This window comes from Guyparkeria sp. SB14A (assembly GCF_005096345.1).
GTDB lineage: Bacteria > Pseudomonadota > Gammaproteobacteria > Halothiobacillales > Halothiobacillaceae > Guyparkeria > Guyparkeria hydrothermalis.
The window spans coordinates 31,406-52,930 of sequence record NZ_SWAW01000003.1 but is presented as its reverse complement, the minus strand read 5'-3'; the positions used below and the strand labels follow the sequence as shown (position 1 = coordinate 52,930).

General features: G+C 68.5%; 17 protein-coding genes. 2 read left to right on the top strand and 15 right to left on the bottom strand.

What is annotated here, in order from left to right:
- Nucleotides 1–7: 7 nt before the first annotated feature.
- The 14 genes from FAZ79_RS02100 to FAZ79_RS02035 all read right to left on the bottom strand — a co-directional run bounded on the left by FAZ79_RS02100 (nucleotide 8) and on the right by FAZ79_RS02035 (nucleotide 15,707).
- Nucleotides 8–583, bottom strand: coding sequence for a hypoxanthine-guanine phosphoribosyltransferase (locus tag FAZ79_RS02100; RefSeq protein ID WP_136866268.1), 576 nt, complete (start codon nucleotides 581–583; stop codon nucleotides 8–10).
- Between the two features lie 22 nt (nucleotides 584–605).
- Nucleotides 606–1,667 (bottom strand): beta-N-acetylhexosaminidase, encoded by a 1,062-nt coding sequence (nagZ, locus tag FAZ79_RS02095; RefSeq protein ID WP_136866267.1) that lies wholly within the window; start codon nucleotides 1,665–1,667, stop codon nucleotides 606–608.
- Between the two features lie 22 nt (nucleotides 1,668–1,689).
- Nucleotides 1,690–2,679, bottom strand: a complete 990-nt coding sequence (locus tag FAZ79_RS02090; RefSeq protein ID WP_136866266.1) for a PDC sensor domain-containing protein — start codon at nucleotides 2,677–2,679, stop codon at nucleotides 1,690–1,692.
- Between the two features lie 389 nt (nucleotides 2,680–3,068).
- Nucleotides 3,069–3,803, bottom strand: a complete 735-nt coding sequence (locus FAZ79_RS02085) for a dienelactone hydrolase family protein (RefSeq protein ID WP_136866265.1) — start codon at nucleotides 3,801–3,803, stop codon at nucleotides 3,069–3,071.
- Between the two features lie 125 nt (nucleotides 3,804–3,928).
- Nucleotides 3,929–4,630: an electron transport complex subunit E gene (locus FAZ79_RS02080; protein WP_136866264.1), complete on the bottom strand. Its 702-nt coding sequence runs from the start codon at nucleotides 4,628–4,630 to the stop codon at nucleotides 3,929–3,931.
- The gene (locus tag FAZ79_RS02075; RefSeq protein WP_136866263.1) at nucleotides 4,623–5,348 is read right to left on the bottom strand and encodes an RnfABCDGE type electron transport complex subunit G; all 726 of its coding nucleotides are present in this window, start codon (nucleotides 5,346–5,348) and stop codon (nucleotides 4,623–4,625) included. Before FAZ79_RS02075 ends, FAZ79_RS02080 begins: the two co-directional genes overlap by 8 nt.
- 4 nt (nucleotides 5,349–5,352) lie before the next feature.
- Nucleotides 5,353–6,396 (bottom strand): RnfABCDGE type electron transport complex subunit D, encoded by a 1,044-nt coding sequence (locus FAZ79_RS02070; protein WP_136866262.1) that lies wholly within the window; start codon nucleotides 6,394–6,396, stop codon nucleotides 5,353–5,355.
- The gene (rsxC, locus tag FAZ79_RS02065; RefSeq protein WP_136866261.1) at nucleotides 6,393–8,153 is read right to left on the bottom strand and encodes an electron transport complex subunit RsxC; all 1,761 of its coding nucleotides are present in this window, start codon (nucleotides 8,151–8,153) and stop codon (nucleotides 6,393–6,395) included. Before rsxC ends, FAZ79_RS02070 begins: the two co-directional genes overlap by 4 nt.
- On the bottom strand, nucleotides 8,146–8,736 hold the full coding sequence (gene rsxB, locus FAZ79_RS02060; RefSeq protein WP_136866260.1) for an electron transport complex subunit RsxB: 591 nt from the start codon (nucleotides 8,734–8,736) through the stop codon (nucleotides 8,146–8,148). The genes rsxC and rsxB overlap by 8 nt, the downstream gene beginning before the upstream one ends.
- The gene (gene rsxA, locus FAZ79_RS02055; protein WP_136866259.1) at nucleotides 8,736–9,317 is read right to left on the bottom strand and encodes an electron transport complex subunit RsxA; all 582 of its coding nucleotides are present in this window, start codon (nucleotides 9,315–9,317) and stop codon (nucleotides 8,736–8,738) included. The genes rsxB and rsxA overlap by 1 nt, the downstream gene beginning before the upstream one ends.
- A gap of 194 nt (nucleotides 9,318–9,511) precedes the next feature.
- A complete protein-coding gene (gene dnaQ / locus FAZ79_RS02050; protein ID WP_197039295.1) occupies nucleotides 9,512–10,219 on the bottom strand; it encodes a DNA polymerase III subunit epsilon in 708 nt (235 codons plus the stop codon).
- Between the two features lie 2 nt (nucleotides 10,220–10,221).
- Nucleotides 10,222–10,692: a YaiI/YqxD family protein gene (locus FAZ79_RS02045; RefSeq protein ID WP_136866257.1), complete on the bottom strand. Its 471-nt coding sequence runs from the start codon at nucleotides 10,690–10,692 to the stop codon at nucleotides 10,222–10,224.
- 762 nt (nucleotides 10,693–11,454) lie between these two features.
- The gene (locus FAZ79_RS02040; protein WP_136866256.1) at nucleotides 11,455–14,565 is read right to left on the bottom strand and encodes an efflux RND transporter permease subunit; all 3,111 of its coding nucleotides are present in this window, start codon (nucleotides 14,563–14,565) and stop codon (nucleotides 11,455–11,457) included.
- A complete protein-coding gene (locus FAZ79_RS02035; protein ID WP_136866255.1) occupies nucleotides 14,562–15,707 on the bottom strand; it encodes an efflux RND transporter periplasmic adaptor subunit in 1,146 nt (381 codons plus the stop codon). The genes FAZ79_RS02040 and FAZ79_RS02035 overlap by 4 nt, the downstream gene beginning before the upstream one ends.
- A gap of 133 nt (nucleotides 15,708–15,840) precedes the next feature.
- Here FAZ79_RS02035 and FAZ79_RS02030 point away from each other — a divergent pair, with 133 nt between their 5' ends.
- Nucleotides 15,841–17,016, top strand: coding sequence for an NAD(P)/FAD-dependent oxidoreductase (locus FAZ79_RS02030; RefSeq protein ID WP_211238774.1), 1,176 nt, complete (start codon nucleotides 15,841–15,843; stop codon nucleotides 17,014–17,016).
- Nucleotides 17,017–17,070: 54 nt separating this feature from the next.
- Nucleotides 17,071–18,351 (top strand): DUF4010 domain-containing protein, encoded by a 1,281-nt coding sequence (locus FAZ79_RS02025; RefSeq protein ID WP_136866253.1) that lies wholly within the window; start codon nucleotides 17,071–17,073, stop codon nucleotides 18,349–18,351.
- Here the strand turns inward: FAZ79_RS02025 and FAZ79_RS02020 are convergent, their stop codons facing one another.
- Nucleotides 18,352–21,480, bottom strand: coding sequence for an efflux RND transporter permease subunit (locus FAZ79_RS02020; protein WP_136866252.1), 3,129 nt, complete (start codon nucleotides 21,478–21,480; stop codon nucleotides 18,352–18,354).
- Nucleotides 21,481–21,525: the final 45 nt, after the last annotated feature.

The window sequence follows — 21,525 nt, the reverse complement described above, 5'->3', positions numbered from 1 at the left end:
CGTCGGCTCACTCGCCCTCGGGAAGGGCGTGGATGCCGGGCAGGTTGCGAAAGTAGCCATGGTAATCCATGCCCTCGCCGAAGATGTAGCGGTCGGGCACCACGATGCCGGGAAAATCCGCCGCCAGGTCCGGCACCTTGCGCTCGTGCGCCTTTTCCGTGGCCACGGCGATCCAGACCCGTGCCGCGCCCGCGTCGAGGCACCACTCGCGCACCGCCGCCAACGTGTGCCCTTCGTCGAGGATGTCGTCGATCAGCAGCACCTCGCGACCGGCGAGCTCGATGTCCGGCTGAGCAAGCCACTTCAATGCCCCGCCCGTGGTCGCCCCGCGGTAGCGGGTCGCGTGCAGGTAGGAAAGCTCCAGCGGGAAGGTCAGGCGCGGCACGATTTGCCCGGCGCTGACCAGCCCGCCGTTCATTACCGCCAGCACCACCGGCAATCGACCGGCGAGCTGCCGATTGATCTCCTCGGCCAGACGGGCGTAGGTCGCCTGCATCTCGTCCGGCGAGACCAGCAGGTCACAGCGGCCCAGCAGGGCCTGGAGTTGATCGGACTGCTGGCGCAGCTCGTCGCGGGTTTGCATGGGCGTCTCCGTCGGAAAGGGCTCAGGCGCGGTCGGGGAACAGGTCCGGCTCGTCGACGCCAAGGCGCTCGATCCATTGCCGTGCCTCGGCGTAACGCGGCGAGTGGGCCAGCTTCGATTCGCTGGGCACCGGGCCATGGCCGAACATCCGGGCCAGGCGCGCCTCGCGCTGGGCACTGGGCGCGATGTCGAGTGACTTCTGTACCCGGTCGACCAGCTCGGGGTGATTGCAGACCAGCGCCATGTCCACCCCGGCGGCGAGGCACTGGGCCACCCGCTCCTCGATCTCGCCCACCGCCGAGGCGGCCGCCATGGTGAGATCGTCGCTGAACACCGCGCCCTCGTAGCCCCACTGCCCGCGTAGGATCTCGCGCACCCAGACCGGCGAAAAGCCGGCCGGCCGGGCATCCACCTCCGGGTAGACCACGTGCGAGACCATCAGGCCCGGGATCAGGCGATCGGCCATGGCGCGGAACGGTCGCAGGTCGGTCTTCTCGATGATCGCCAGCGGACGCGGGTCGACCGGGTGGGCGATGTGCGAATCCGCCGCGACCGCGCCATGGCCGGGGTAGTGCTTGCCCACGGCGGCCATGCCGGCCTCCTGCATGCCGCCGGTCCAGGCGATCGCCAGCGCGATCACCGCCTCGGGCCGCTCGTCGAAGGCCCGGTCGCCGATCACGCCGCTGATGCCGCGGTCGAGATCCAGCACCGGCGCGAAGCTCAGGTCCACCCCGACCTCGCGCAACTGCACGGCCATCAGCCAGCCCAGGGAACGGGCCGCCTCGAGCCCGGCCTGCCGGTCCTGCTCGAAGAGCTTGCCGATGCGTCCCATCGCCGGCAGGGGGACGAAACCGTCGCCGCGAAAGCGCTGCACGCGCCCGCCTTCCTGGTCGACGGCGATCAGCAGATGCGGGCGACGCAGCGAGCGGATCTCCGCGATCAACTCGGCGAGCTGGGCGTGCCCCTCGAAATGGCGTGCGAACAGGATTACCCCACCGGTGGAAGGGTGCTGCAAGCGTCGCCGATCGGCCGGGGTGATCTCCGGGCCGGCGAGATCGATCATCAGGGGGCCAAGTGCGGTCATGCCGGTTTCCTTGCTCCGGGGGTCAGTGGTCGTGGCGATCGCGGACGTTGCGCAATCGGCGACTGCGGCCATTGTTGCCCAGTAGGGCCTTCTCGGCGAGCGCGCCGAGATAGACGTACAGGCCGAGCGCGACCAGCAGGGCCGCGGCGGCGAACACCATCAGCGTGGCGACCGCGCCCTGGTCGGAGTAGCCCATCGACACCTTGAACATGGTCAGCAGGCCCTCGATCAGGATGGCGACCAGGATCGCGGCGACGAACCGCGTCATCGTTCGCCTCACCGTGCTGTGGCGATGGACGTCCTTCTCCATCAGCACCTCCTCCTCGAACACCGTCTTGGCCAGATCGAAGATCGCCATGGCCAGGGTGAGCACGACGATCACCTCGAACGGCTTGAGCCGCAGTTCGGCCGCCCAGCCGGGCTCGAGCAGCGCGTGCACCAGCTCGCTCATGCTGCTGTAGAAGAGCACGCCGGCCACCAGCATCATCGCCGCGGCGAACAGGCCGTAGAGGGCGCGGAAGAAGGGCTCCATCCGCCGGCGCAGGGTGTCGCCGAGCAGGAAGCTGATCATCGCCTCGAGGTCCACGTCGATGACGAGGTAGCCCACCCGGCCCTGGTGTTCGATCTGCAGGGTCGCCGAGATGCAGAGATCCCGCGAGGCCGAGGACAGGTACGGCTCGGTCAGGTGGACGTACTCGCCCTCGTGGAAGAACTTGAAGTACGGTCGCTGGCTGCGATCGGTGCCCTTGCCGCGACCCATCGCGCGATTGACCTGCCCGGTCTCGTCGGCGCCGTACTCGGCGATCTGCACGCCGTCCTCGTCGAGCAGGTAGACCAGGTCGACGAACGGGTAGAGATCGATCAGTTTCTCGGTCACCGAATGCAGGGCCGCCTGGTCGGTGAGCAGCCGTGGCTCGCCGATGCCGGTGATGATCGATTCGATCAGTTCGCGGATCGACCGCGACTGCTCGTGGTAGCGGTCGATGGTGCTGATGTAGTTGGCCGAGTGCATGGCTTCCCTGTTGGTGGTGAACGAACTGCCGCGCAGTGTAACCCGAGCGGGCCGACCGGCCGGCGCCGGCGCGCGGCAAAAAAGAGGCGCCCACGAGGGGCGCCCAGCAAGGAGGAGTCAAAGAGCACCAAGCGGGGCACGCCGGAACCGATGAAGGAAGACGCGTCGCGTTGGCAAACCACTAACAGCGAGAAGCGTGCCAGCGGTTTGTGACACGCCGATGGCGACGCGCGACCGGCGCGCGGGCGCCGTTTCTCCACGGCCATCACTTGCGATTCCGGGCAGGACGCAGTCCATGCGCCCGCGATGGACGCCCCAAAATCGGGCAGCCGCCCGGGTGACGGGCCGGGTCATGCCCCAATCTGGATCGGCCCAATCCGGACCGGCACTCAGCCGAGCTTGTCGGCGAAGAAACCCAACGCCTTGGTGAACGAGTCGCGATCGGCGGCCGGGTCGTAGGACAGCGGCAGGCCGAATTTCTCGGCCTTCTCGTCGGCCCCCGGGTTGGTGAAGGCGTGACTGACGCCCGGGTAGCGAGTCACATGCACCTCGGCGCCCGCGGCGCGCATTTCCTCGGCGACCCGTTCGACCTGCTGCGGGTCGGCCATCGGGTCCTCCTCGCCGGTGAAGATCCAGGTGGGTGTGTCCATCGATCCGGCGATCGGCGCCAGTCCCTCGATGCCCGCATGGAAGGTGGCGAGCGCATCGTGGTGTACGCCCTGACGGGCCATGCTCAGGGCTACCGCGCCGCCAAAGCAGTACCCGATCGCCGCCAGGCGCTCGGCATCGACCGCGTCGTGGCGCTTGATCGCCTCGATCGCGAGTCGGTAACGGGTCTTGAGCGCGTCGAAATCGGTCAGGGCCTGATTCATCAGCTCGGTGGCCTCGCCGGCGTCCTCGGTCACCCGGCCGTCGCCGTAGAGATCGATGGCAAACCCGACGTAACCGGCCTCGGCCATGTCGCGGGCCCGTTTTTCCATGTAGGCCGTCCGCCCCCAGAACTCCGGTACCACCAGCACGACCGGCCGCGGCCCGGCCGCGTTGGCCTCAAAGGCGACCAGGCCTTTCATGGTCCGGTCGTCCGAACGGTACTCGAGTTCCTCGGTCTTGATTTCTGCGGCCATGTCTCTCTCCTTGGGAACGGTTCAACGGGCACGAACGCGCCGCCACCCGGCCCAAGCCGGGCAGGGGCAACGCGTCGGAAGAATCAGGGACAGGGTTTAGCAGCTGCCCGCGGCAAATGCAGGCATCAGCCGGCGGCCTCGGCGGCCGGCTCGGCCGGTCGGGCTTCCTTGGCGGCACGGGCACGGCGCGCGGCGCGCTGGTCGACGGCCTGCTTGAAGGCCACCAGCAACGCCAGCCCGATGAAGGCGCCGGGCGGCATCAGCGCCAGCAGGAAGGTCATCTGCTCGGGCAGCACCCGCACGCCCCAGTCGACGGCGACCGGCCCGAACAGCTGATCGGCGCCGTCGAGCAGGGTGCCAAAGCCGATCAGCTCGCGCATCGCGCCCAGCACGACCAGCACCAGACCGAAGCCCATCCCCATCACGAAACCGTCGAACAGCGACACGCCGACGCCGTGGCGGGAGGCGAACCCCTCGGCCCGCGCGATGATGATGCAGTTGGTGACGATCAGCGGGATGAAGATGCCGAGCGTGTTGTAGAGCTCGTGGAAGTGGGCGTTCATGGTCAGCTCGATGATGGTGACCACCGAGGCGATCACCATCACGTAGACCGGCAGGCGCACCTCGGCGCGCACCCAGTCGCGGATCAGGGAGACCACGCCGTTGGAGACCAGCAGGGTGACCAACGTGGCGATCGCGAGACCCAGCGCGTTGACCGTGGTGTTGGAAATCGCGAGCAACGGGCACAGCCCCAGCACCTGCACCAGCGCGGGGTTGTTCTTCCACAGCCCGTCGAGGGCCAGTTCGGACAGGCGCGGGTCACTCATGCTCGTCTTCCTCCCTTGGGACCTGGTCGAACAGCAGGCGGTGGTGGTCCTCGGCGTATTCCAGGGCCTGCTTGACCGCCGCCACCACCGCGCGCGGCGAAACGGTCGCCCCGGTGAACTGGTCGAACACCCCGCCGTCCTTCTTGACCGCCCAGGCGTCGGCCGGCGGGTCGCCCAGGCGACGCCCGGCAAAGCCCTCGATCCAGTCGGTCTTGTCCGCCTTGATCTTGTCGCCCAGCCCCGGGGTCTCGTTCTGCTCGAGCACGCGCACGCCGGTGAGCTCCCCGTTGGGCTTGATTCCCACCAGCAGGCGAATATCGCCACTGTAACCGCGATGGGTGACCACCGGGATGGCCACCGCCACCACCTCGCCGTCCTGGCGGGCACGAAAACCCAGCTGACCGGCGTCCATGGCCCGCTCACGCGCCTCGACGGAGAGCGTCTCGGGCATGACCTCCCCCGTGCTCGCCTCGATCACTGGCGCGCCCAGGTCGAGGGACTCGGGATCCGGGAGCAGGAAAGCATCCTCAGCCGGGTTGTTGTCATGGCCCTCGCCCTGCAAGACGGCCATGATCTGGCCAAGCAGCACGGCCTGGCGGTTGAGCTCGATCTGATCGGCGGTCTTCTGCTGCGTGTAGGCGACAAAGCCCACCCCGAGGCCGAAGAACACGGCCAGGACCACGGCAGTGATCACCACGCGACGCCATTCCAGGTTCATCACGTCAGCGGCCCTCCGTCCCAGTGCGCGGCGGACCCTTGCGGCCAAAGACCGGCGGCTGGGTGTAGTAGTCGATCAGGGGCACGGCCAGGTTCATCAACAGGATGGCGAAGGCCACGCCGTCGGGGTAGTTGCCGAAGCTGCGGATCAGCACGGCCAGCACGCCGATGCCGAAGCCGAACACCAGCCGCCCGCGCGGCGTGGTCGACGCGGTGACCGGGTCGGTGGCGACGAACAGCGCCCCGAAGATCACCCCGCCGCCGACCAGGTGAAAGAGCGGATCGGCGAAGCGCTCGGGGTCGATACCCCAGAGCAAGGCGGCCGTCAGGAGCACCCCGGCGACCATCGCGACCGGGATGTGCCACCGGATCGCGCCGCGGTAGAGCATCCAGGCGCCGCCGGCGAGAAAGGCGAGGTTCAGCCACACCGACCAGGCCCCGCCCTGCCAGATCGACGCCCCGGTGATGTCGCCGCCCTGCGTGACCACCATGCGCCACTGGTCCAGCGGGGTGGCCTGGCTCAACGCATCGAACGCGGTGGCGCCCGGCAGCACGCCGAGGAAGGTCCACTGGGCCGCCTCGGCCAGCGTCAGGCTCGCCGCGCCGCCCTCGACCGGCGCGCCCCAGCGCGTCATCGCCTCGGGGAAGGAGACCAGCAGCACCACGTAGCCGACCATCGCCGGGTTGAACAGGTTGTAGCCGATGCCGCCGTAGAGCTGCTTGGCGACCACCACGGCGAACACCGCGCCCACCACCGGCAGCCACCAGGGGGCCAGGTTGGGCAGGCACAACGCGAGTATCCAGCCGGTGATCAGCACCGAGCGGTCGGTCAGTGCGGGCTTGAACGGGCGGGCGCGCAGCCACAGCATCAGGGCCTCGGCCAGCCAGGCCGCGCCGACTGCCAGGGCCACGTTGAACAGCACGCCCCAGCCCAACAACCAGATCGCCGCGACCGTGCCGGGCACCAGGGCCCAGAGCACCACGGTCATGACGTCGGCGACGCTCGAGGGGGCCTCGACGTGCGGCGAGGTCTGCACCGGAAACTTCATGACGACCCTCCCGGTCGTTCGGGGGTGTCGCTGGTGCGGGGCTCGGTGCCCGCCGTGTCATCCGGTGTCGGCTGGGCCGGCTGGGCCTGCTGCGCGCGCGCCTTGCGCTCCTTGGCGCGGGCACGGGCCGCCTCGATGCTCAGCGCGGCGGCGGACTTGCCCTCGCCGGTCGATTGCGCGGCGGGCGCACCGTCACCGGCCTTCGCCTTGGCGGGGGCCTCGTCCGCCTTGTTGCCGGCATTGTCACCCTGCTTCGCCGCCTTCTCCTGCGCGGCCTTGATCGCGGCGCGTTTCTTGGCCAGCGCGGCCTCGCGCTCGGCCTTCTGGCGTTCGATGCGCTCGTTATGAAACTCGAACCGGCGGCGGGCGTGTTCGGCCTTGGCCTTCTCGCGCTCGGCCGACCAGATCTCGGTCTTGGCGTGGCGGAAGTACTGCACCAGCGGGATGTGCGAGGGGCAGACCGCCGAGCAGACCCCGCACTCGATGCAGTCGAACAGGTGGTAGTCGTGGCTGCGCTCGAACTGCTGGGCACGGGCGTACCAGTAGAGCTGCTGCGGCAACAGATCCGCCGGGCAGGCCTCCGAGCAGCGCGAACAACGGATGCAGGGCTGCGGCGGCGGGGTCGGGTCGCGGTCGACCGGGCGCATCGCCAACAGGCAGTTGGTCGCCTTGACCACCGGCACCTCGTCCTCGTGCAGGGCAAAGCCCATCATCGGCCCGCCCATCAGCAACCGGTCGACGCCCTCGGTGTAACCGCCGGCCGCCTCGATCACCTTCGCCATCGGCGTGCCGATGCGCACGCGGAAGTTCCGGGGCTCGGCCACCCCGCCGCCGGTGACGGTCACGACCCGCTCGGTCAGCGCCCGGCCCTCGACCACGGCGTGCCAGCTGTTGGCCACCGTGCCGACGTTCAGGCACAGGAGCTGGTAATCGGTGACGTGCCGATTGCGCGGCACCTCGATGCCGGTGAGCGTGCGAATCAATTGTTTCTCGCCGCCGGCCGGGTAGATGCTGGGCACCACCTTGATCGCGAAGCGCCGCTCGTTCTCCTCGGCCGCGAGCCGGTCGATCACCGCCTGCAGGGCCTCGATCGCGCGCGGCTTGTTGTCCTCGATGCCGATCAGGCAACGGCTCGCGCCCACGGCATGCAGCATCATCTGCGCCCCGCGGATGATGGGCTCGGGCGCCTCCTGCATCAGCCGGTCGTCACAGGAGATGTAGGGTTCGCATTCCGCGCCGTTGAGCACCAGGGTCTCGACCCCGCCGGGGTTGGCGGTGGCGAGCTTCACGGCCGTGGGGAACACCGCCCCGCCCAGGCCGACGATGCCAGCCTCGCGCAGACGCGAGCGGATCTCGACCGGGCTCTTGTCGACGTAGTCGGGCCAGGGATCGAGCGGCTCGGCCTCGCGGTCCTCGCCATCGGCGGCCAGCACGAGGCTCTGCGCGGACAGCCCGCCCGGATGCGGCAGGCCACGCGGCTCGATCGCCTGGATCACCCCGGAGGTCGGGGCGTGGATGGCCGCGGAAATGAAATCGTCGGGGCGGGCCAGCAGCTGGCCACGGCGGACGTGGTCGCCCACGGCGACCACCGGGATCGCCGGCGCCCCGATGTGCATGTGCAGCGGCAGCACGTACTCGTCGACCAGCGGCATCTCGCCGATGGGCCGATCGCAGGCCGGCGCCTTGTGGTAGTCGAGATCGAGCCCGCCGTGGAAGCCGTGCAGCCCCGGGGAAATCGTGGCGCGCGCCTCAGGCATTCGCGAGGCCCTCCTGACGGGCGGCGGGACCGCGCGTGGGCACCGGGTGGGCGGACTCGGGCATCGGGAACCGGTAGGCCTCGACGCCCTCCTCGATCGGCACCATGTCGATGCAGTCGACCGGACAGGGCTCGACGCACAGCTCGCAGCCAGTGCACTCGTCCTCGATCACGGTGTGCATCTGCTTGGCCGCACCGAGGATGGCATCGACCGGGCAGGCCTGGATGCACTTGGTGCAGCCGATGCAGACCTCCTCGTCGATGATCGCCAGCGTCTTGACCTCCTGGGCCTCGAGCTCGTCGTCGAGCGGCTTGAAGTCCACCTCCAGCAGGTCGGCCAGGTTACGGATGGTCGCCTCGCCGCCCGGCGGGCAGCGATTGATGTCCGCCTCGCCCTTGGCCATTGCCTCGGCGTAGGGCTTGCAGCCGGGGTAGCCGCATTGGCCGCACTGCGTCTGCGGCAACAGCTCGTCGATGCGATCGGCGAGCGGGTTGCCCTCGACGCGGAAGAATTGCGCGGCCAGCCCCAGCAGGATCCCGAACAGGATCGCGACACCGACCGCCACCAGGATTGCGATCCACATCAGACGCTCACCATGCCGGCAAAACCCATGAAGCCCAGCGCCATCAGCCCGGCCGTGACCAGGGCGATCGGCACGCCCTCGAAGGCCGCCGGCACGTCGGCGGCCGCCAGGCGTTCACGCAGGGCGGAGAACAGGATCAGCACCATCGAGAAGCCCACGGAGGCACCAAAGCCGTACAGGGCCGACTCGATGAAGCTGTTGGCCTGCTGGACGTTGAGCAACGCCACGCCCAGCACGGCGCAGTTGGTGGTGATCAGCGGCAGGTAGATGCCCAACACGTTGTGCAGCAGCGGGCTGGTCTTTCGCACCATCATCTCGGTGAAATTGACCACCACCGCGATCACCACGATGAACATGATCGTGCGCAGGTAGCCCAGACCCAGCGGCTCGAGCAGCCACGAATGCGTGACGTAGCTCGCGATCGCCGAGAGCGTCAGCACGAAGGTGGTCGCCAACGACATGCCGATGGCGGTCTCGACCTTGTTCGATACCCCGAGAAACGGGCACAGGCCGAGGAACTTCACCAGCACGAAGTTGTTGACCAGAATGGTGCTGATCAGGATGAGGATGTATTCCGTCAAGGCCACCTACCGGAATGATGCGAAACCGCGCCGGCGGGGGCCGGCACTAGGGAAACTCTGCACGAAATCGGATACCGCGCTGCGCGCGAATGGTAGCAAGGAAGTACCCGTCCCGACGAACCGATATGTTCACGCATACCATTCGCCTGATTCAAGTCGAACGGTGACACGCGACGCGGCCGCGTCGGGGGTCGTCAGGAGGAAAGGCGCGGCCAGGCGAACCCCTCGTCGGTCTGCTGCAATCGTTCGACCCACTCGGCATGGGCCGCGGCGGCCTCCGCCTCGGGCTCGATCACGCGCAGGCGCGGCCGGTCGGCGCGGATGGTGCCGAGGGCGGCCTGCGCCCCCGTTGCCGTCTCGGCGGGGTTGTCGAAGGAGAGATCCCATTGCCCGCCGGTCAGCGCGAGGTACACGTCGGCAAGGATCTCCGAGTCCAGGAGCGCGCCGTGCAGCGTGCGCTCGGAGTTGTCGATCTGGTAACGACGGCACAGGGCATCGAGGCTGTTGCGCTGACCGGGGTGCTTGTCGCGGGCGATCGCCAGGGAGTCCGTGACCAGGTCGACGTGCTCGGACAATGGCGGGTAGCCGGCGCGCTTGAGCTCGGCATCGAGAAAGCCGACGTCGAACGCCGCGTTGTGAATGATCAGCTCCGCGCCGCGGACGTAGTCGAGGAATTCGTCGACGATCTCATGGAAACGCGGTTTGTTTTCCAGGAAGTCGTTCGACAGGCCGTGGACCGCGAACGCCCCCGCGTCCACCGCCCGCTCCGGGTTGAGGTACTGGTGGTAGTTGCGGTGCGTCAGACGGCGCTCGACCAGCTCGACCGCGCCGATCTCGATCAGCCGGTGGCCCTCCTCGACCGGCATGCCGGTGGTCTCGGTATCCAGAACGATCTGTCGCAGGGTCATGCCTTGTTCTCGCCTTGTGCTCGTTGGTACTGGTTCAGCCAGCGCTCGAGCGCGCCGGCGAAGGCCTGCTTGTCCTTGGGCCCCAGCGGCGGCGGCCCGCCGGTGGCCACCCCGCTCTCGCGCAGGGTCTGCATGAACTCGCGCTGGACCTGCCGGCCGCGGATCGACTCGGCGGAAAACGCCTCGCCGCGCGGGCCGATCACCGCCACGCCCTTGGCCAGCGCGTCGGCGGCCAGCTCGATGTCCGCCGAGATCACCAGATCGCCGGGCGAGGCTGCCTCGACGATGGCATTGTCCGCGACATCGAAGCCCGGTGCCACCTGCATGAAGCGCACGCGCCTCGAGCGCGGCACGGCGATGGGGTGATTGGCCACCAGCACCACGTCCACGCCGACGCGATCGGCGGCGCGGAAGAGCATCTGCTTGATGGGGACGGGGCAGGCGTCGGCGTCGACCCAGATGGTCATGCGCAGTTTCCGTGATGTGACGAGGTGAGGAGTTTCGCATGCCGGGTGCGTGGCACCGAACCGGTAAGCGACCGGTGGGGTGTGTTTCGCACGCCGTTTACGCTCAGCAGCTTGAATTGGCCGCCGTGCCCGGCGCGCGAACCCCTTTTCTTGCTTGCCCAAGAAAAGGGGCGAAAAGAAGGGCACCCCGGCGTCCTGGCCCTGCGGGCCTTCGAGCCCGGACGGTGTCCGGACTCGAAGCCTCACGACTGGCGGCCGGCTTCGGGGCCGGCTCGACGTGACCTCCTGTCACGGCGAGCCTCGGAGCGACGTCCCTGTCGCTCCGCCCCCGAGCCACCCACCAGCCGTGAGGCAGGACACAAGGGGGACGTCGTTCCCGACCATCCGGCGGCGTGATTCAACTTCTCAAGGCAACCCAAACGCCAGGATCTGGTGCTTAAAGTGCGATCGAAGGTTCAAATCCCCTTGTGCCTTGCCTCGCGAGCGAGGGGTTGCAGGGTCGGGCTCGCATGGACGCGAGCCCGAGGTTCGCCGCGACAGGACGTCGCGTCGAACCGACCCGTCCGCAATCCCTCGTTCGCGAGGCTGATCGTCGCGGATGCAATCCGCGGCGATCAGGCCCGGAGGGCCAAGGCATCGGGGTGTCTTCTTTTCGTCGGTTTTCTTGGACAAGCAAGAAAATCGACTCGCACGCCGCGCACGGCGATCAGTCCGTGCCACTCCGCACACTTGGCGTGCGAAACCCCATCCCAATCACAATACTCAGACCACCGAATCCTCCGACATCTCGCGCTCGAGTCGCCGCCCCACATCCCCCGGCGACCCCGTCCGCCGCGCCAAGAGATCGTAGGCCACCGGCACGACGAACAGCGTCAGCACGGTCGCCAGCGCCACCCCGGCGAATATCACCGTCCCGATCACCAACCGCGTCTCCGCCCCGGCACCCGACGAGACGATCAGCGGGATGGCACCGGCCATGGTGGTCACCGCCGTCATCAGGATCGGGCGCAAGCGCGTGACCGCAGCCTCTTCGAGCGCCTCGGCGAAGGCGCGGCCGCCGTCGCGCAGCTGGTTGGCGAACTCGACGATCAGGATGCCGTTCTTCGCCGCCAGCCCCACCAGCATCACCAGCCCGACCTGGCTGTAGATATTCAGCGACAGACCGGTCAGATGCAGCCCCAGCAGCGCGCCGAGGATCGCCAGCGGCACGGTCAGCATGATCACGAACGGATGGACCAGGCTCTCGAACTGTGCGGCGAGCACCAGGAACACCACCAGGGCACCGAGTACCAGCATGAACACGGTCGCCCCGCCCGCCTCGCGGTAGTCGCGTGACTGGCCCTTGACGTCGGTCTGGGCCTCGGGCGGCAGGATCTCGTCGACCGTGTCCTCGAGGTAGGTCAACGCCTCGCCCAGCGGGTAGCCATCGGCCAGGTCGGCCTCGATCGTGATCGAGCGCACCCGGTTGAAGCGGTTGAGGGTCGCCGGACCGGCGAAGTCCGTCAGGGTCACCAGGCTGCCCAGGGGAATCAGCTCGCCGCTGCTCGCCGAGCGCACGTAGATGTTGTCGATCGCCCGCGGGCTGCGCTGGTTCTCGCGTTCGCCCTCGAGGATGACGTCGTACTCCTCGCCGTCATCGACGTAGCGCGTCACCGTGCGCCCGCCCAGCAGGGTTTCCAGCGTGCGGCCGATCTCGGTGATCGTCACGCCCAGGTCGGCGGCCCGGTCGTAGTCGATCTCGATCTTGAGCTGCGGCTGGGTTTCCTTGTAGTCGGAGTCCAGTCCGGTCAGGCGCGGATTGTCGTCGCGGATATGGGCAAACAGCGTGTCGCGCCACTCGGCCAGTTCCTCGTACTCGCCGCCACCAAGGACGAACTGCACGGGTTTCTGCACCTGCTGACCGAAGCCCTGGCGCATCACCGGGAAGGCGCGCACCCCGGGCAGGTCGGCGACCAGGGTGCGCACCTCGTCCATGATCGCCCAACCGGAACGACGATTGGCCCAGTCGTCCAGGATCACGATGCCGAAGCCGGTGTTGAAGTTCTCGATATTGCCCCAGCCACGCGGCGCGCGGATCAGGGCGCGCTCGACCTCGCCCGACTCGATCAGCGGCCCGAGCCGGGCCTCGATCTCGTCCATGTAGTCGAGCATGAAGTCGAAACTCGCCCCCTCGGGCCCGTTGACCACGATGAAGAACGCCCCGCGATCCTCTGACGGCGTGTATTCGCGTGGCAACTGGTCGGCCAGCCAGACGGTCCCGGCGACCGCGCCGAGAAACAGGATCACCACCAGCCAGCGCAGGCGCAGTGCGGCGCGCAGCAGCACACGGTAGCCGCGCCGACTGGCATCGAGCAGCGTCTGGACCAGGGCGGCCAGACGTCCGGACTGCTCGCGCTTGCCGAGGATCTTTGAGGCCATCATCGGGGTGAGCGTCAGGGCGAGAAAGCTCGAGATCACCACGGCCGCCGCGAGGGTCAGGGCGAACTCCGAGAACAGCCGCCCGATGTCGCCCTGGATGAAGGTCAGCGGCACAAACACCGCGATCAGCACCAGGGTGGTGGCCACCACGGCAAACCCGATCTGGCGAGTGCCGCGGAAGGCGGCGACCAGCGGGGTTTCCCCGTATTCCTGGATGCGGCGATTGACGTTCTCCAGCACGATGATCGCGTCATCGACGATCAGCCCGATCGCCAGCACCAGGGCCAGCAACGTGAGCAGGTTGATGGTGAACCCGAACAGATAGAGCGCGGCGAAGGTGCCGATCAGGGCGATGGGCACGGTGATCGCCGGGATCAGGGTGCTACGCAGGTTGCCCAGGAACAGGAAGATGGTCAGCACCACCAGCCCGATGGCGATGAACAGGGTCGAGACCACCTGGCGCACGGCGCTGTCGACGAACACCGAGGTGTCGTAGCTGAGATTGAGCGTCATCCCCTCGGGCAGCGTGTCGAGCAGGCGCTCGCGCTCGGCCTTGGCGCCGCGGGCGATCTCCAGCACGTTGGCCGTCGACTGCTTGATCATGCCGAGGCCGACACGCGGCACGCCGTTCTCGCGGAAGATGCTGCGGGTCTCGACCGCGCCCACCTCCACGCGGGCGACGTCGTCGAGCCGCACCAGGTGGCCGCCCTCGCCGCGCTTGATCACCAGGTCGCGAAAGTCGCCCGCCGTCTCGAAATTGCGCGGCAGGCGCACGATGAACTGGCGTTCGCGCGACTCGATCGACCCGGCCGGCAATTCCACGTTCTCGGCCCGCAACGCCGATTCGATGTCGCCGACCGCGAGCCCGTGAGCGGCCAGCGCCTGCCGGTCCAGCCAGACCCGCATCGAGTAGGTCTGGCTGCCCGAGACCCGCACCCGCGCCACCCCGGGCAGCACGGAGAAGCGATCGACCAGGTAGCGCTCGGCGTAGTCGGTCAGCTCGGCGATGGAATACTCCTCGCCGGACAGGCCCAACCAGAGCACCACCTCGCTGGAGGAGTCCGCCTTCTCGACCTCCGGTGGGTCGGCTTCCTCGGGCAGGTTGTCGAGCGCACCGTTGATGCGATCGCGCATGTCGTTGGCCGCGGCGTCCAGATCGCGCGACAGGGCGAATTCCACGGTGATCGACGAACGCCCGTCCTCGCTCGAGGAGGTGATCATCTCGATGCCCTCGACCCCGGCAATGCGGTCCTCGAGCACCTGGGTGATGCGGGTCTCGACCACGGAGGCCGAGGCACCGGGATAGCGGGTGTCGACGCTGACCACGGGCGGGTCGATATGCGGGTATTCCTGCAGGGGCAGGCGCTCGAGCGCGATCAGGCCGAAGGCGACCAGCAGCGCGGCCAGCACCCCGGCCAACACCGGCCGGCGAACGGATACGTCGGAGAGGATCACGGCTCGCCCCGCGGGCTTTCGAGCGTGTCGCGATGACGACGCAGGATCTCGCGGATCGGGTTGTCCTCGTCGGCCACGGCCAGCACGCGCACGGCATCGCCATCACGCACCTTCTGGATGCCGTGACGCACCAGCCGCTCGCCCGGCTCGAGCCCGCCGGTCACCTCGACCCAGCCCTCGCGGCGCTCGCCGATCTCGACTTCGCGGCGCTCGACGGTCATGGCGTCCCGGTCGATCACGAACAGGTACTGGTGCTCGCCCTGTGGCAGCAGCACCGATTCGGGCACGGCCACCACCTCACGGCGGTCGCGCTCGAGGATGGTCTGCATCAGTTGGCCGGGGCGCAGCGCGCCGTCGTCGTTGTCGATGCGCGCGCGCAGGGTGATGCTGCGCGTGGCCGGGTCGATGCGGTTGTCGATGCCCGTCACCCGACCGGAAAAACGCCGATCGGGGTAGGCATCGGTGCTTGCCGTGATGGTCTGGCCACGCGAGATGGCGCCGAGGTGGCGCGACGGCACCGTGAAATCCACGTCGACCACGTCGAGCTTGTCGAGCCGCACCAGCGCCGTGCCCGGAGAAACCAGCATGCCGGGGCTGATCTCGCGCAGCCCCACCACGCCGTCGAACGGGGCATGAATACGATGGGCGGCGAGCCGGGCCTGGGCCGCCTCGATCTCCGCCTGGGCCTGCTGGACCCGGGCACGGGCGTCCTCGAGCTCCGCACGGGCACCGAGGTTGCGCTCGGCGAGATCCCGGGCGCGCGCCAGCACGTTCCGCTGTTCGACCAGTCGGGCCTGGGCCGCCGCCAGCTCGGCCTGCTCCTCGAGATCCTCGAGGTGCACCAGCAGGTCGCCCTGCTCCACGCGCTGGCCATCATCGAAGTGCACCGCGCCGATGATCTCGGTGACCGTCGCCGACAGGGTCACCGACTCGTCGGCGCGCACCGTGCCCAGCGCCTCGAGCGGGTCCGACCAGGTCTGGCGCTCGGCATCCGAGGCGATCACGGCGGTGGCCGGGCGGTCGGCCTGGGCGTGGAGAGACGGCGGTGCCAGGACCACCAACAGCATGGAGAGCAGCGGCAGGAGTGGGCGAGTCGGGCTGGCGGCTGGACCGAGCCAACCAATCGGACGAAACAGTGACATGGGATTTCCACGGGACATGTAGGTGGCCGAATGCAGCGTTCAGCATAGTACGCATGCCGCCCCGAGGCGCGGCGTTCGCGACGGCATTGCTATGATGCGGTCCCATTCGAGCAAACGAGCGAACCGAGGCCCCATGCAGGTGGACGTGGTGATTGTTGGCGCCGGCGCGGCCGGACTGATGTGCGCGGCGACGGCGGGCTACCGCGGCCGCCGGGTGCTGGTGCTCGACCACGCCCGCAAGGCGGGGCAGAAGATCCTGATGTCCGGTGGCGGGCGCTGCAACTTCACCAACCTCAACAGCACCCCGAACCAGTTCCTCTCCGCCAACCCGCGCTTCTGCATTTCCGCGCTCAAGCGCTACCCGCCGCAGGCCTTCCTCGAGCTGGTCGAACGCCACGGCATCGAGCATGTGGAAAAGGCCGCCGGCCAGCTGTTCTGTGCCGGCAAGGCGAAGGAAATCGTCGACATGCTGCTCACCGAATGCGAGTGGGCCGGCGTGGAGGTGCGAATGAAAACGCCGGTCGAGGCGATCGAGGCCAGCGACGACGGTTACCACGTGGCTATCGATGGCGACACGATCACGAGCGAATCGCTGGTGATCGCGACCGGCGGACTCTCGATCCCGACCATGGGCGCGACCCCGTTCGGCTACGAGGTCGCCCGGCAGTTCGGCCTGACGATCCTGCCCACCCGCGCCGGGCTGGTGCCCTTCACCCTGCACCCCGATCTCAAGGAACGCCTCGCCCCGCTGGCCGGGATCAGCGTTCCCGTTGCGGCCACGGCCAACGGGATGCGTTTCGAGGAGCCGATGCTGTTCACCCACCGCGGCCTGTCCGGTCCGGCCATGCTGCAGATCTCGAGCTTCTGGCAACCCGGCGAGCCGCTGGTGATCGACCTGCTGCCCGGGCGGGACACGGCCGCGGATCTCGCCGAGCGGCGCGCGCATCGACCGCAGGGCACGGTGTTGCAGTACCTCGACGAACACCTGCCGCGACGCCTGAGTCGGGTGCTGTGCGACTGGCACGGCTGGTCGCGCCCGCTGCAGGAGTATTCCCGCGAGGATCTCGCGGCAGTCGCCGAGCGCTTGCATCGCTGGACCGTGCACCCCGCCGGCACCGAGGGCTACCGGACGGCCGAGGTCACCCTGGGCGGGGTCGATACCCGGGCATTGTCCTCGCAGACCATGGAAGCCCAGGGGCAACCGGGTCTATTCTTCATCGGCGAGGTGGTCGACGTGACCGGCCACCTCGGCGGGCACAATTTCCAATGGGCCTGGGCCTCGGGCGTCGCCGCCGGCCAGGCTGTCTGAACCGGGCAGCCTGATTCGGTGGTCTGACCCGCCCCACCCCGATCCGGAGCCGACATGGACAGTCTGACCTCACAGTTCCTGCAGGACAACCAGACGCTGGCACTGCTGGCCGTCGCCCTGCTGCTCGGCGCGCTGATCGGCCTGGAGCGCGGCTGGTCGACCCGCCAGCAGGAACCGGGCGAACGCATCGCCGGCATCCGCACCCACAGCCTGGTGGGGCTGTTGGGCGGGCTGGCCGCCCTGCTTTCCGAGACGCTGACCGGCTGGGCCTTCCCCACCCTGCTGATCGCCGTTGCCGCCATTGCGCTGGTTGCCTGGCGCACCCGCGCGCAGAGCGTGCGCAACTTCAGCATCACGGGCAGCATCGGCCTGCTGATCACCTTCTGCCTCGGGGCGATCGCCGTGGGCGTCGACGTGGTGATCGCCACCGCCGCGGCGGTGGTCACGGCGATGATCCTCGACAACAAGGACGAGATCCACGGCCTGCTGCACAAGCTCGAGGCGCGCGAACTGGACGCCGCCCTGAAGCTCCTGCTGATCAGCGTGGTGATGCTGCCGCTGCTGCCCAACGAGCCGCTGGGCCCGGGTGGTGCCCTCAATCCCTACCAGATCTGGTGGATGGTGGTGCTGATAGCCTCGATCTCGTTCGTCGGCTACTTCGCCATCCGCGTCGGCGGCGCCGAGAAGGGCATCCTGTTCACCAGCCTGTTCGCCGGTCTGAGTTCCTCGACCGCCCTGACCCTGCAGTTCGCCCGGCAATCGCAGCAGACGCCGGGGCTGGGACCGATGCTGGCCGTGGGCATCCTGATCGCCTGCGGCACCATGTTCCCGCGGGTGCTGCTGGTCGCCACCGCGGTCCATCCCCCGATCTTCTCGGCGCTACTCTGGCCGCTGCTGGTAATGACCGTGCTGATCGTCGTACCGGCGATCTGGATGTGGCGCCGCGCACGCAACATCGATGCGATCAAGCAGCCGGAGCTGACGCAGAACCCCCTCGACCTGACCTCGGCGCTGCTGTTCGGCGCCCTGCTCACGGCGATCATGCTCGCCGGCGAATGGCTGCGCGAGTGGCTGGGCAGCGCCGGCATCTTCCTGCTGGCCGCCTCGTCGGGCGTGGCCGATGTCGACGCGATCAACCTCTCCCTGACCCGCATGGCCCGCGAATCGATCACGCTCGAGACCGCCGTGATGGGCATCATCATCGCCTCGGCGGTCAACAACCTGGTCAAGACGGGCATCGCCGGGGCGATCGGCACCCGCCAGCTCGGCCTGCACGTCGCCGGGCCCATGATCCTCTCCGTGGCCGCCGGACTCGTGACCGCCTGGCTGATCTGATCAACCCGCCCCGAACCGCCTTCGATCCCACCAGGCCAGCATTGCCGGCGTGAACAGCAGGGTGAGCGGGGTGGCCACCAGCAGGCCACCGGCGATTGCCGTGGACAGTTGCACCCAGTACTGGGTCGAGGGCGCGCCGATGGAGAACTCGCGCCCGAAGACGTCGATGGTCAGGCCGAAGATCATCGGCATCAGCCCCAGTACCGTGGTGATGGTCGTCAGCAACACCGGACGCAGTCGCTGGGCACCGGTACGCAACGCGGCATCCACCGGCTCGATCCCGTCACGGCGCAGCTGGTTGTAGGTATCGATCAACACGATGTTGTTGTTGACCACCACCCCGGCCAGCGCGATCACGCCGATGCCGCTCATCACCACGGAGAACGGCTCGGCGCGCAGCAACAGCCCCAGCAGCACGCCGCTGGTGGAGAACACGATCGCGGTAAGCACCAGCAGGGCCTGGTAGACGCTGTTGAACTGGGTCACCAGGATCAGGACCATCAGCACGATCGCCGTCAGGAACGCCAGGGACAGAAACCGCCCCGCCTCGGCCTGGTCCTCCTGCTGACCCCGCACCGAGAGCTCGACGTTCTCGGGCATCGGGTGGGCGGCCAACCAGTCCTGCAGCGCCCGCATGCGCTCGTCGACCAGTTGCCCGGCAGCCACGTCGGCCTCGAGTGTCAGCGTGCGACGCCCGTCGACGCGGTGGATCACCCCGGTCTTCGGGGCGGGCACGAACTCGACGAAATTGCGCACCGGCACCAGGCCGGCCTGGGTAGGCACCCGCAGGTTCACCAGCTGGGCGAGGTTGCGCTCGTCGAAGGGAAAGCGCACCCGGATGTCGACCTCCTCGTCGGCATCCTCGGGGCGATAGCCACCCAGCGCCAGACCTCGGGTGAGCATCTGTACGGCCCGACCGAGCAGGTTGACGTCGGCGCCGAAACGGGCCGCCTCGCGATGATCCACCTCGATACGCATCTCGATGCCCGGCAACGGGCGGTTGTCCTCGACGTCGACGAACCCGCCCACCGCGGCCATGCCAAGACGCAGATGCTCGATCGCCTCCACCAGCGGCTCGACGCCGTTGCCGCCGTCCGTGGCGGATGCCTCGAGCACCACCGGCTTGCCGGCACTAGGGCCACCGGACTCGGTCAGGAACTGCAGCTTCACCCCGGGCAGATCGTCCAGTGCCTGGCGCAAGTCGGCGAGGATCTCGTCGGCCGGCCCGCGGCGTTGCCAATCGACAAGGTCCAACTGGATCACTCCGATCACGTCCTCGGCATAGTCCTGGGTGAGGCGTGTCTGCGGCGAGGCAATGCTGCGGGCATAGACGCTCTCGAAGGCCGGGTGATCGTACAGGCGTGCCTCGACCCGACGGACCATCTCGTCGACCTCCCAGACCGACAGGTCACCGCGCGCCTGGATCTGGACCTGGGCGAAGCTCGGTTCGACGTCCGGGAAGAAATCCACCCCGCGCCCCAGTTCGCCGTAGGCGACGTAGAGGGCGGCGGTGAACAGCGCTACCGCGGCCAATGTCTGGCCCGGGTAGGCCACGGCCCAGCGCAGCAGGCGGACGTACCAGGCCGTGCCGCCATCGAGTTCCTCGAATCGGCCCGCCTCGGCCGCCTGGATGTGGCGCACTTGTTCGGGGCGACTGGCCCCCTGCCCGCGCGAGAGGATCGCCGCGAGGACCGGGATGAATACCAGCGCCATGGCCAGCGACATCAGCAGGGTGACGATCACGGTGGCCGGCAGGTAGAACATGAACTCGCCCACCATCCCCGGCCAGAAGAGCATGGGGAAGAACACCGCCAGCGTGGTGGCCACCGAGGCGATGATCGGCCAGGCCATGCGCTGCGCTGCCGCCAGGTAGGCGCCCTTGCCGCGATCTTCGGCCAGGTACCGGTCGGCCTGCTCGATCACCACGATCGCCCCGTCGACCAGCATGCCCACCACCAGGATCAGGGCGAACAGCACCACGATATTGAGGGTGAAGCCCATCAGGTACAGGACCAGCACCCCACCGAGGAAGGCACCGGGAATGGCCAGCCCCACCAGCCAGGACGAACGCCCGCCCAGCGCAAAGACGATGGTGAGCATCACCAGCAGGATGGCGGTGAGGACGTTGTTCTCCAGATCGCCGAGCAGGTCGTCGATCTCCTCGGCGCTGTCCTGCAGGTAGCGCACCTGGATGCCGCCCGGCCAGTCGGCCTGCTCGGCCTCGATCACCTCGCGGGCCGCGGCGACGGTCTCGAGGATGTTCGCCCCGGCCCGCTTGCGTATCTCCAGCGACACGGCCGGCTCACCGTCGATCCGGGCAAATCCCTCCGGGTCCTTGAAGGTGCGCCGCGCCTCGGCGACCTCGTCGAAGGTCACCACGGTGCCCTCGTGCGAGATCACCGGCAGCTCGAGCACGTCGCTGACCGATTCGATCACCCCGGGCACCTTGATGTTCAGCCGCCCGGCCCCGGAATCGAGCGCCCCCGCCGCCACCAGCTGGTTGTTGCGCTCGATCGCGGTGACCAGGTCGTTGAACGGCAGGCGATAGGTCTCCAGCGTGCGCGGGTCGACCAGCACCTCGAGCAGGTCCTCGCGATCGCCGCCGATCTCGACCTCGAGCACGCCGGGCAGCGCCTCGATCCGGTCGCGCAACTCGCGGGCGCGCTGCACCAGGGTGCGCTCGGGTGCCGAGCCGGACAAGGTGGCGATCAGCACCGGGAACATCGACAGGTCGACCTCGGTGACCACCGGCTCCTCGACGCCCGGGGGGAGCTCGGGCCGCACCAGGTCCACCTCCTCGCGCACGTCGGCCAGCGCGCGACGGTTGTCGTAGCCGGGATCGAAATCGAGCCGGACCAGGGCAAAGCCCTCCCCGGCACTGGCCTGCATCTCGTCGAGTCCCTCCAGCCCCGCCAGCTCGCGTTCCAGCGGCCGGACCAGCAACCGCTCGCTGTCCTCGGGCGAGATACCCGGGTAGGCGACCGTGACGAAGAAGATCGGTACGTCGACGTCGGGCGCGGCCTCCTTGGCGATCTGGACGTAGGCCGTCCCGCCGGCGGCCAACAGCGCCAGCAGGACCAGCAGTACGCTGCGCGAGCGGGAGAACAACGCGGCAAGCAATCCGTTCACCGCTCACCCTCCGCCGTGGGCACCACCTCGATGACATCGCCGTCA

What these genes read in the sequence shown, in the direction of transcription:
- rsxB (WP_136866260.1), bottom strand. Translation starts at nt 8,736, where the DNA reads ATGTGGATCGCAATCCTGGTGGCGGTCGGTGTCGCGATCCTGTTCGGG.
- rsxC (WP_136866261.1), bottom strand. Translation starts at nt 8,153, where the DNA reads ATGCCTGAGGCGCGCGCCACGATTTCCCCGGGGCTGCACGGCTTCCAC.
- FAZ79_RS02030 (WP_211238774.1), top strand. Translation starts at nt 15,841, where the DNA reads ATGCAGGTGGACGTGGTGATTGTTGGCGCCGGCGCGGCCGGACTGATG.
- FAZ79_RS02070 (WP_136866262.1), bottom strand. Translation starts at nt 6,396, where the DNA reads ATGAAGTTTCCGGTGCAGACCTCGCCGCACGTCGAGGCCCCCTCGAGC.
- FAZ79_RS02035 (WP_136866255.1), bottom strand. Translation starts at nt 15,707, where the DNA reads ATGTCACTGTTTCGTCCGATTGGTTGGCTCGGTCCAGCCGCCAGCCCG.
- nagZ (WP_136866267.1), bottom strand. Translation starts at nt 1,667, where the DNA reads ATGACCGCACTTGGCCCCCTGATGATCGATCTCGCCGGCCCGGAGATC.
- FAZ79_RS02090 (WP_136866266.1), bottom strand. Translation starts at nt 2,679, where the DNA reads ATGCACTCGGCCAACTACATCAGCACCATCGACCGCTACCACGAGCAG.
- FAZ79_RS02025 (WP_136866253.1), top strand. Translation starts at nt 17,071, where the DNA reads ATGGACAGTCTGACCTCACAGTTCCTGCAGGACAACCAGACGCTGGCA.
- FAZ79_RS02045 (WP_136866257.1), bottom strand. Translation starts at nt 10,692, where the DNA reads ATGACCATCTGGGTCGACGCCGACGCCTGCCCCGTCCCCATCAAGCAG.
- FAZ79_RS02075 (WP_136866263.1), bottom strand. Translation starts at nt 5,348, where the DNA reads ATGAACCTGGAATGGCGTCGCGTGGTGATCACTGCCGTGGTCCTGGCC.
- FAZ79_RS02100 (WP_136866268.1), bottom strand. Translation starts at nt 583, where the DNA reads ATGCAAACCCGCGACGAGCTGCGCCAGCAGTCCGATCAACTCCAGGCC.
- FAZ79_RS02085 (WP_136866265.1), bottom strand. Translation starts at nt 3,803, where the DNA reads ATGGCCGCAGAAATCAAGACCGAGGAACTCGAGTACCGTTCGGACGAC.
- FAZ79_RS02080 (WP_136866264.1), bottom strand. Translation starts at nt 4,630, where the DNA reads ATGAGTGACCCGCGCCTGTCCGAACTGGCCCTCGACGGGCTGTGGAAG.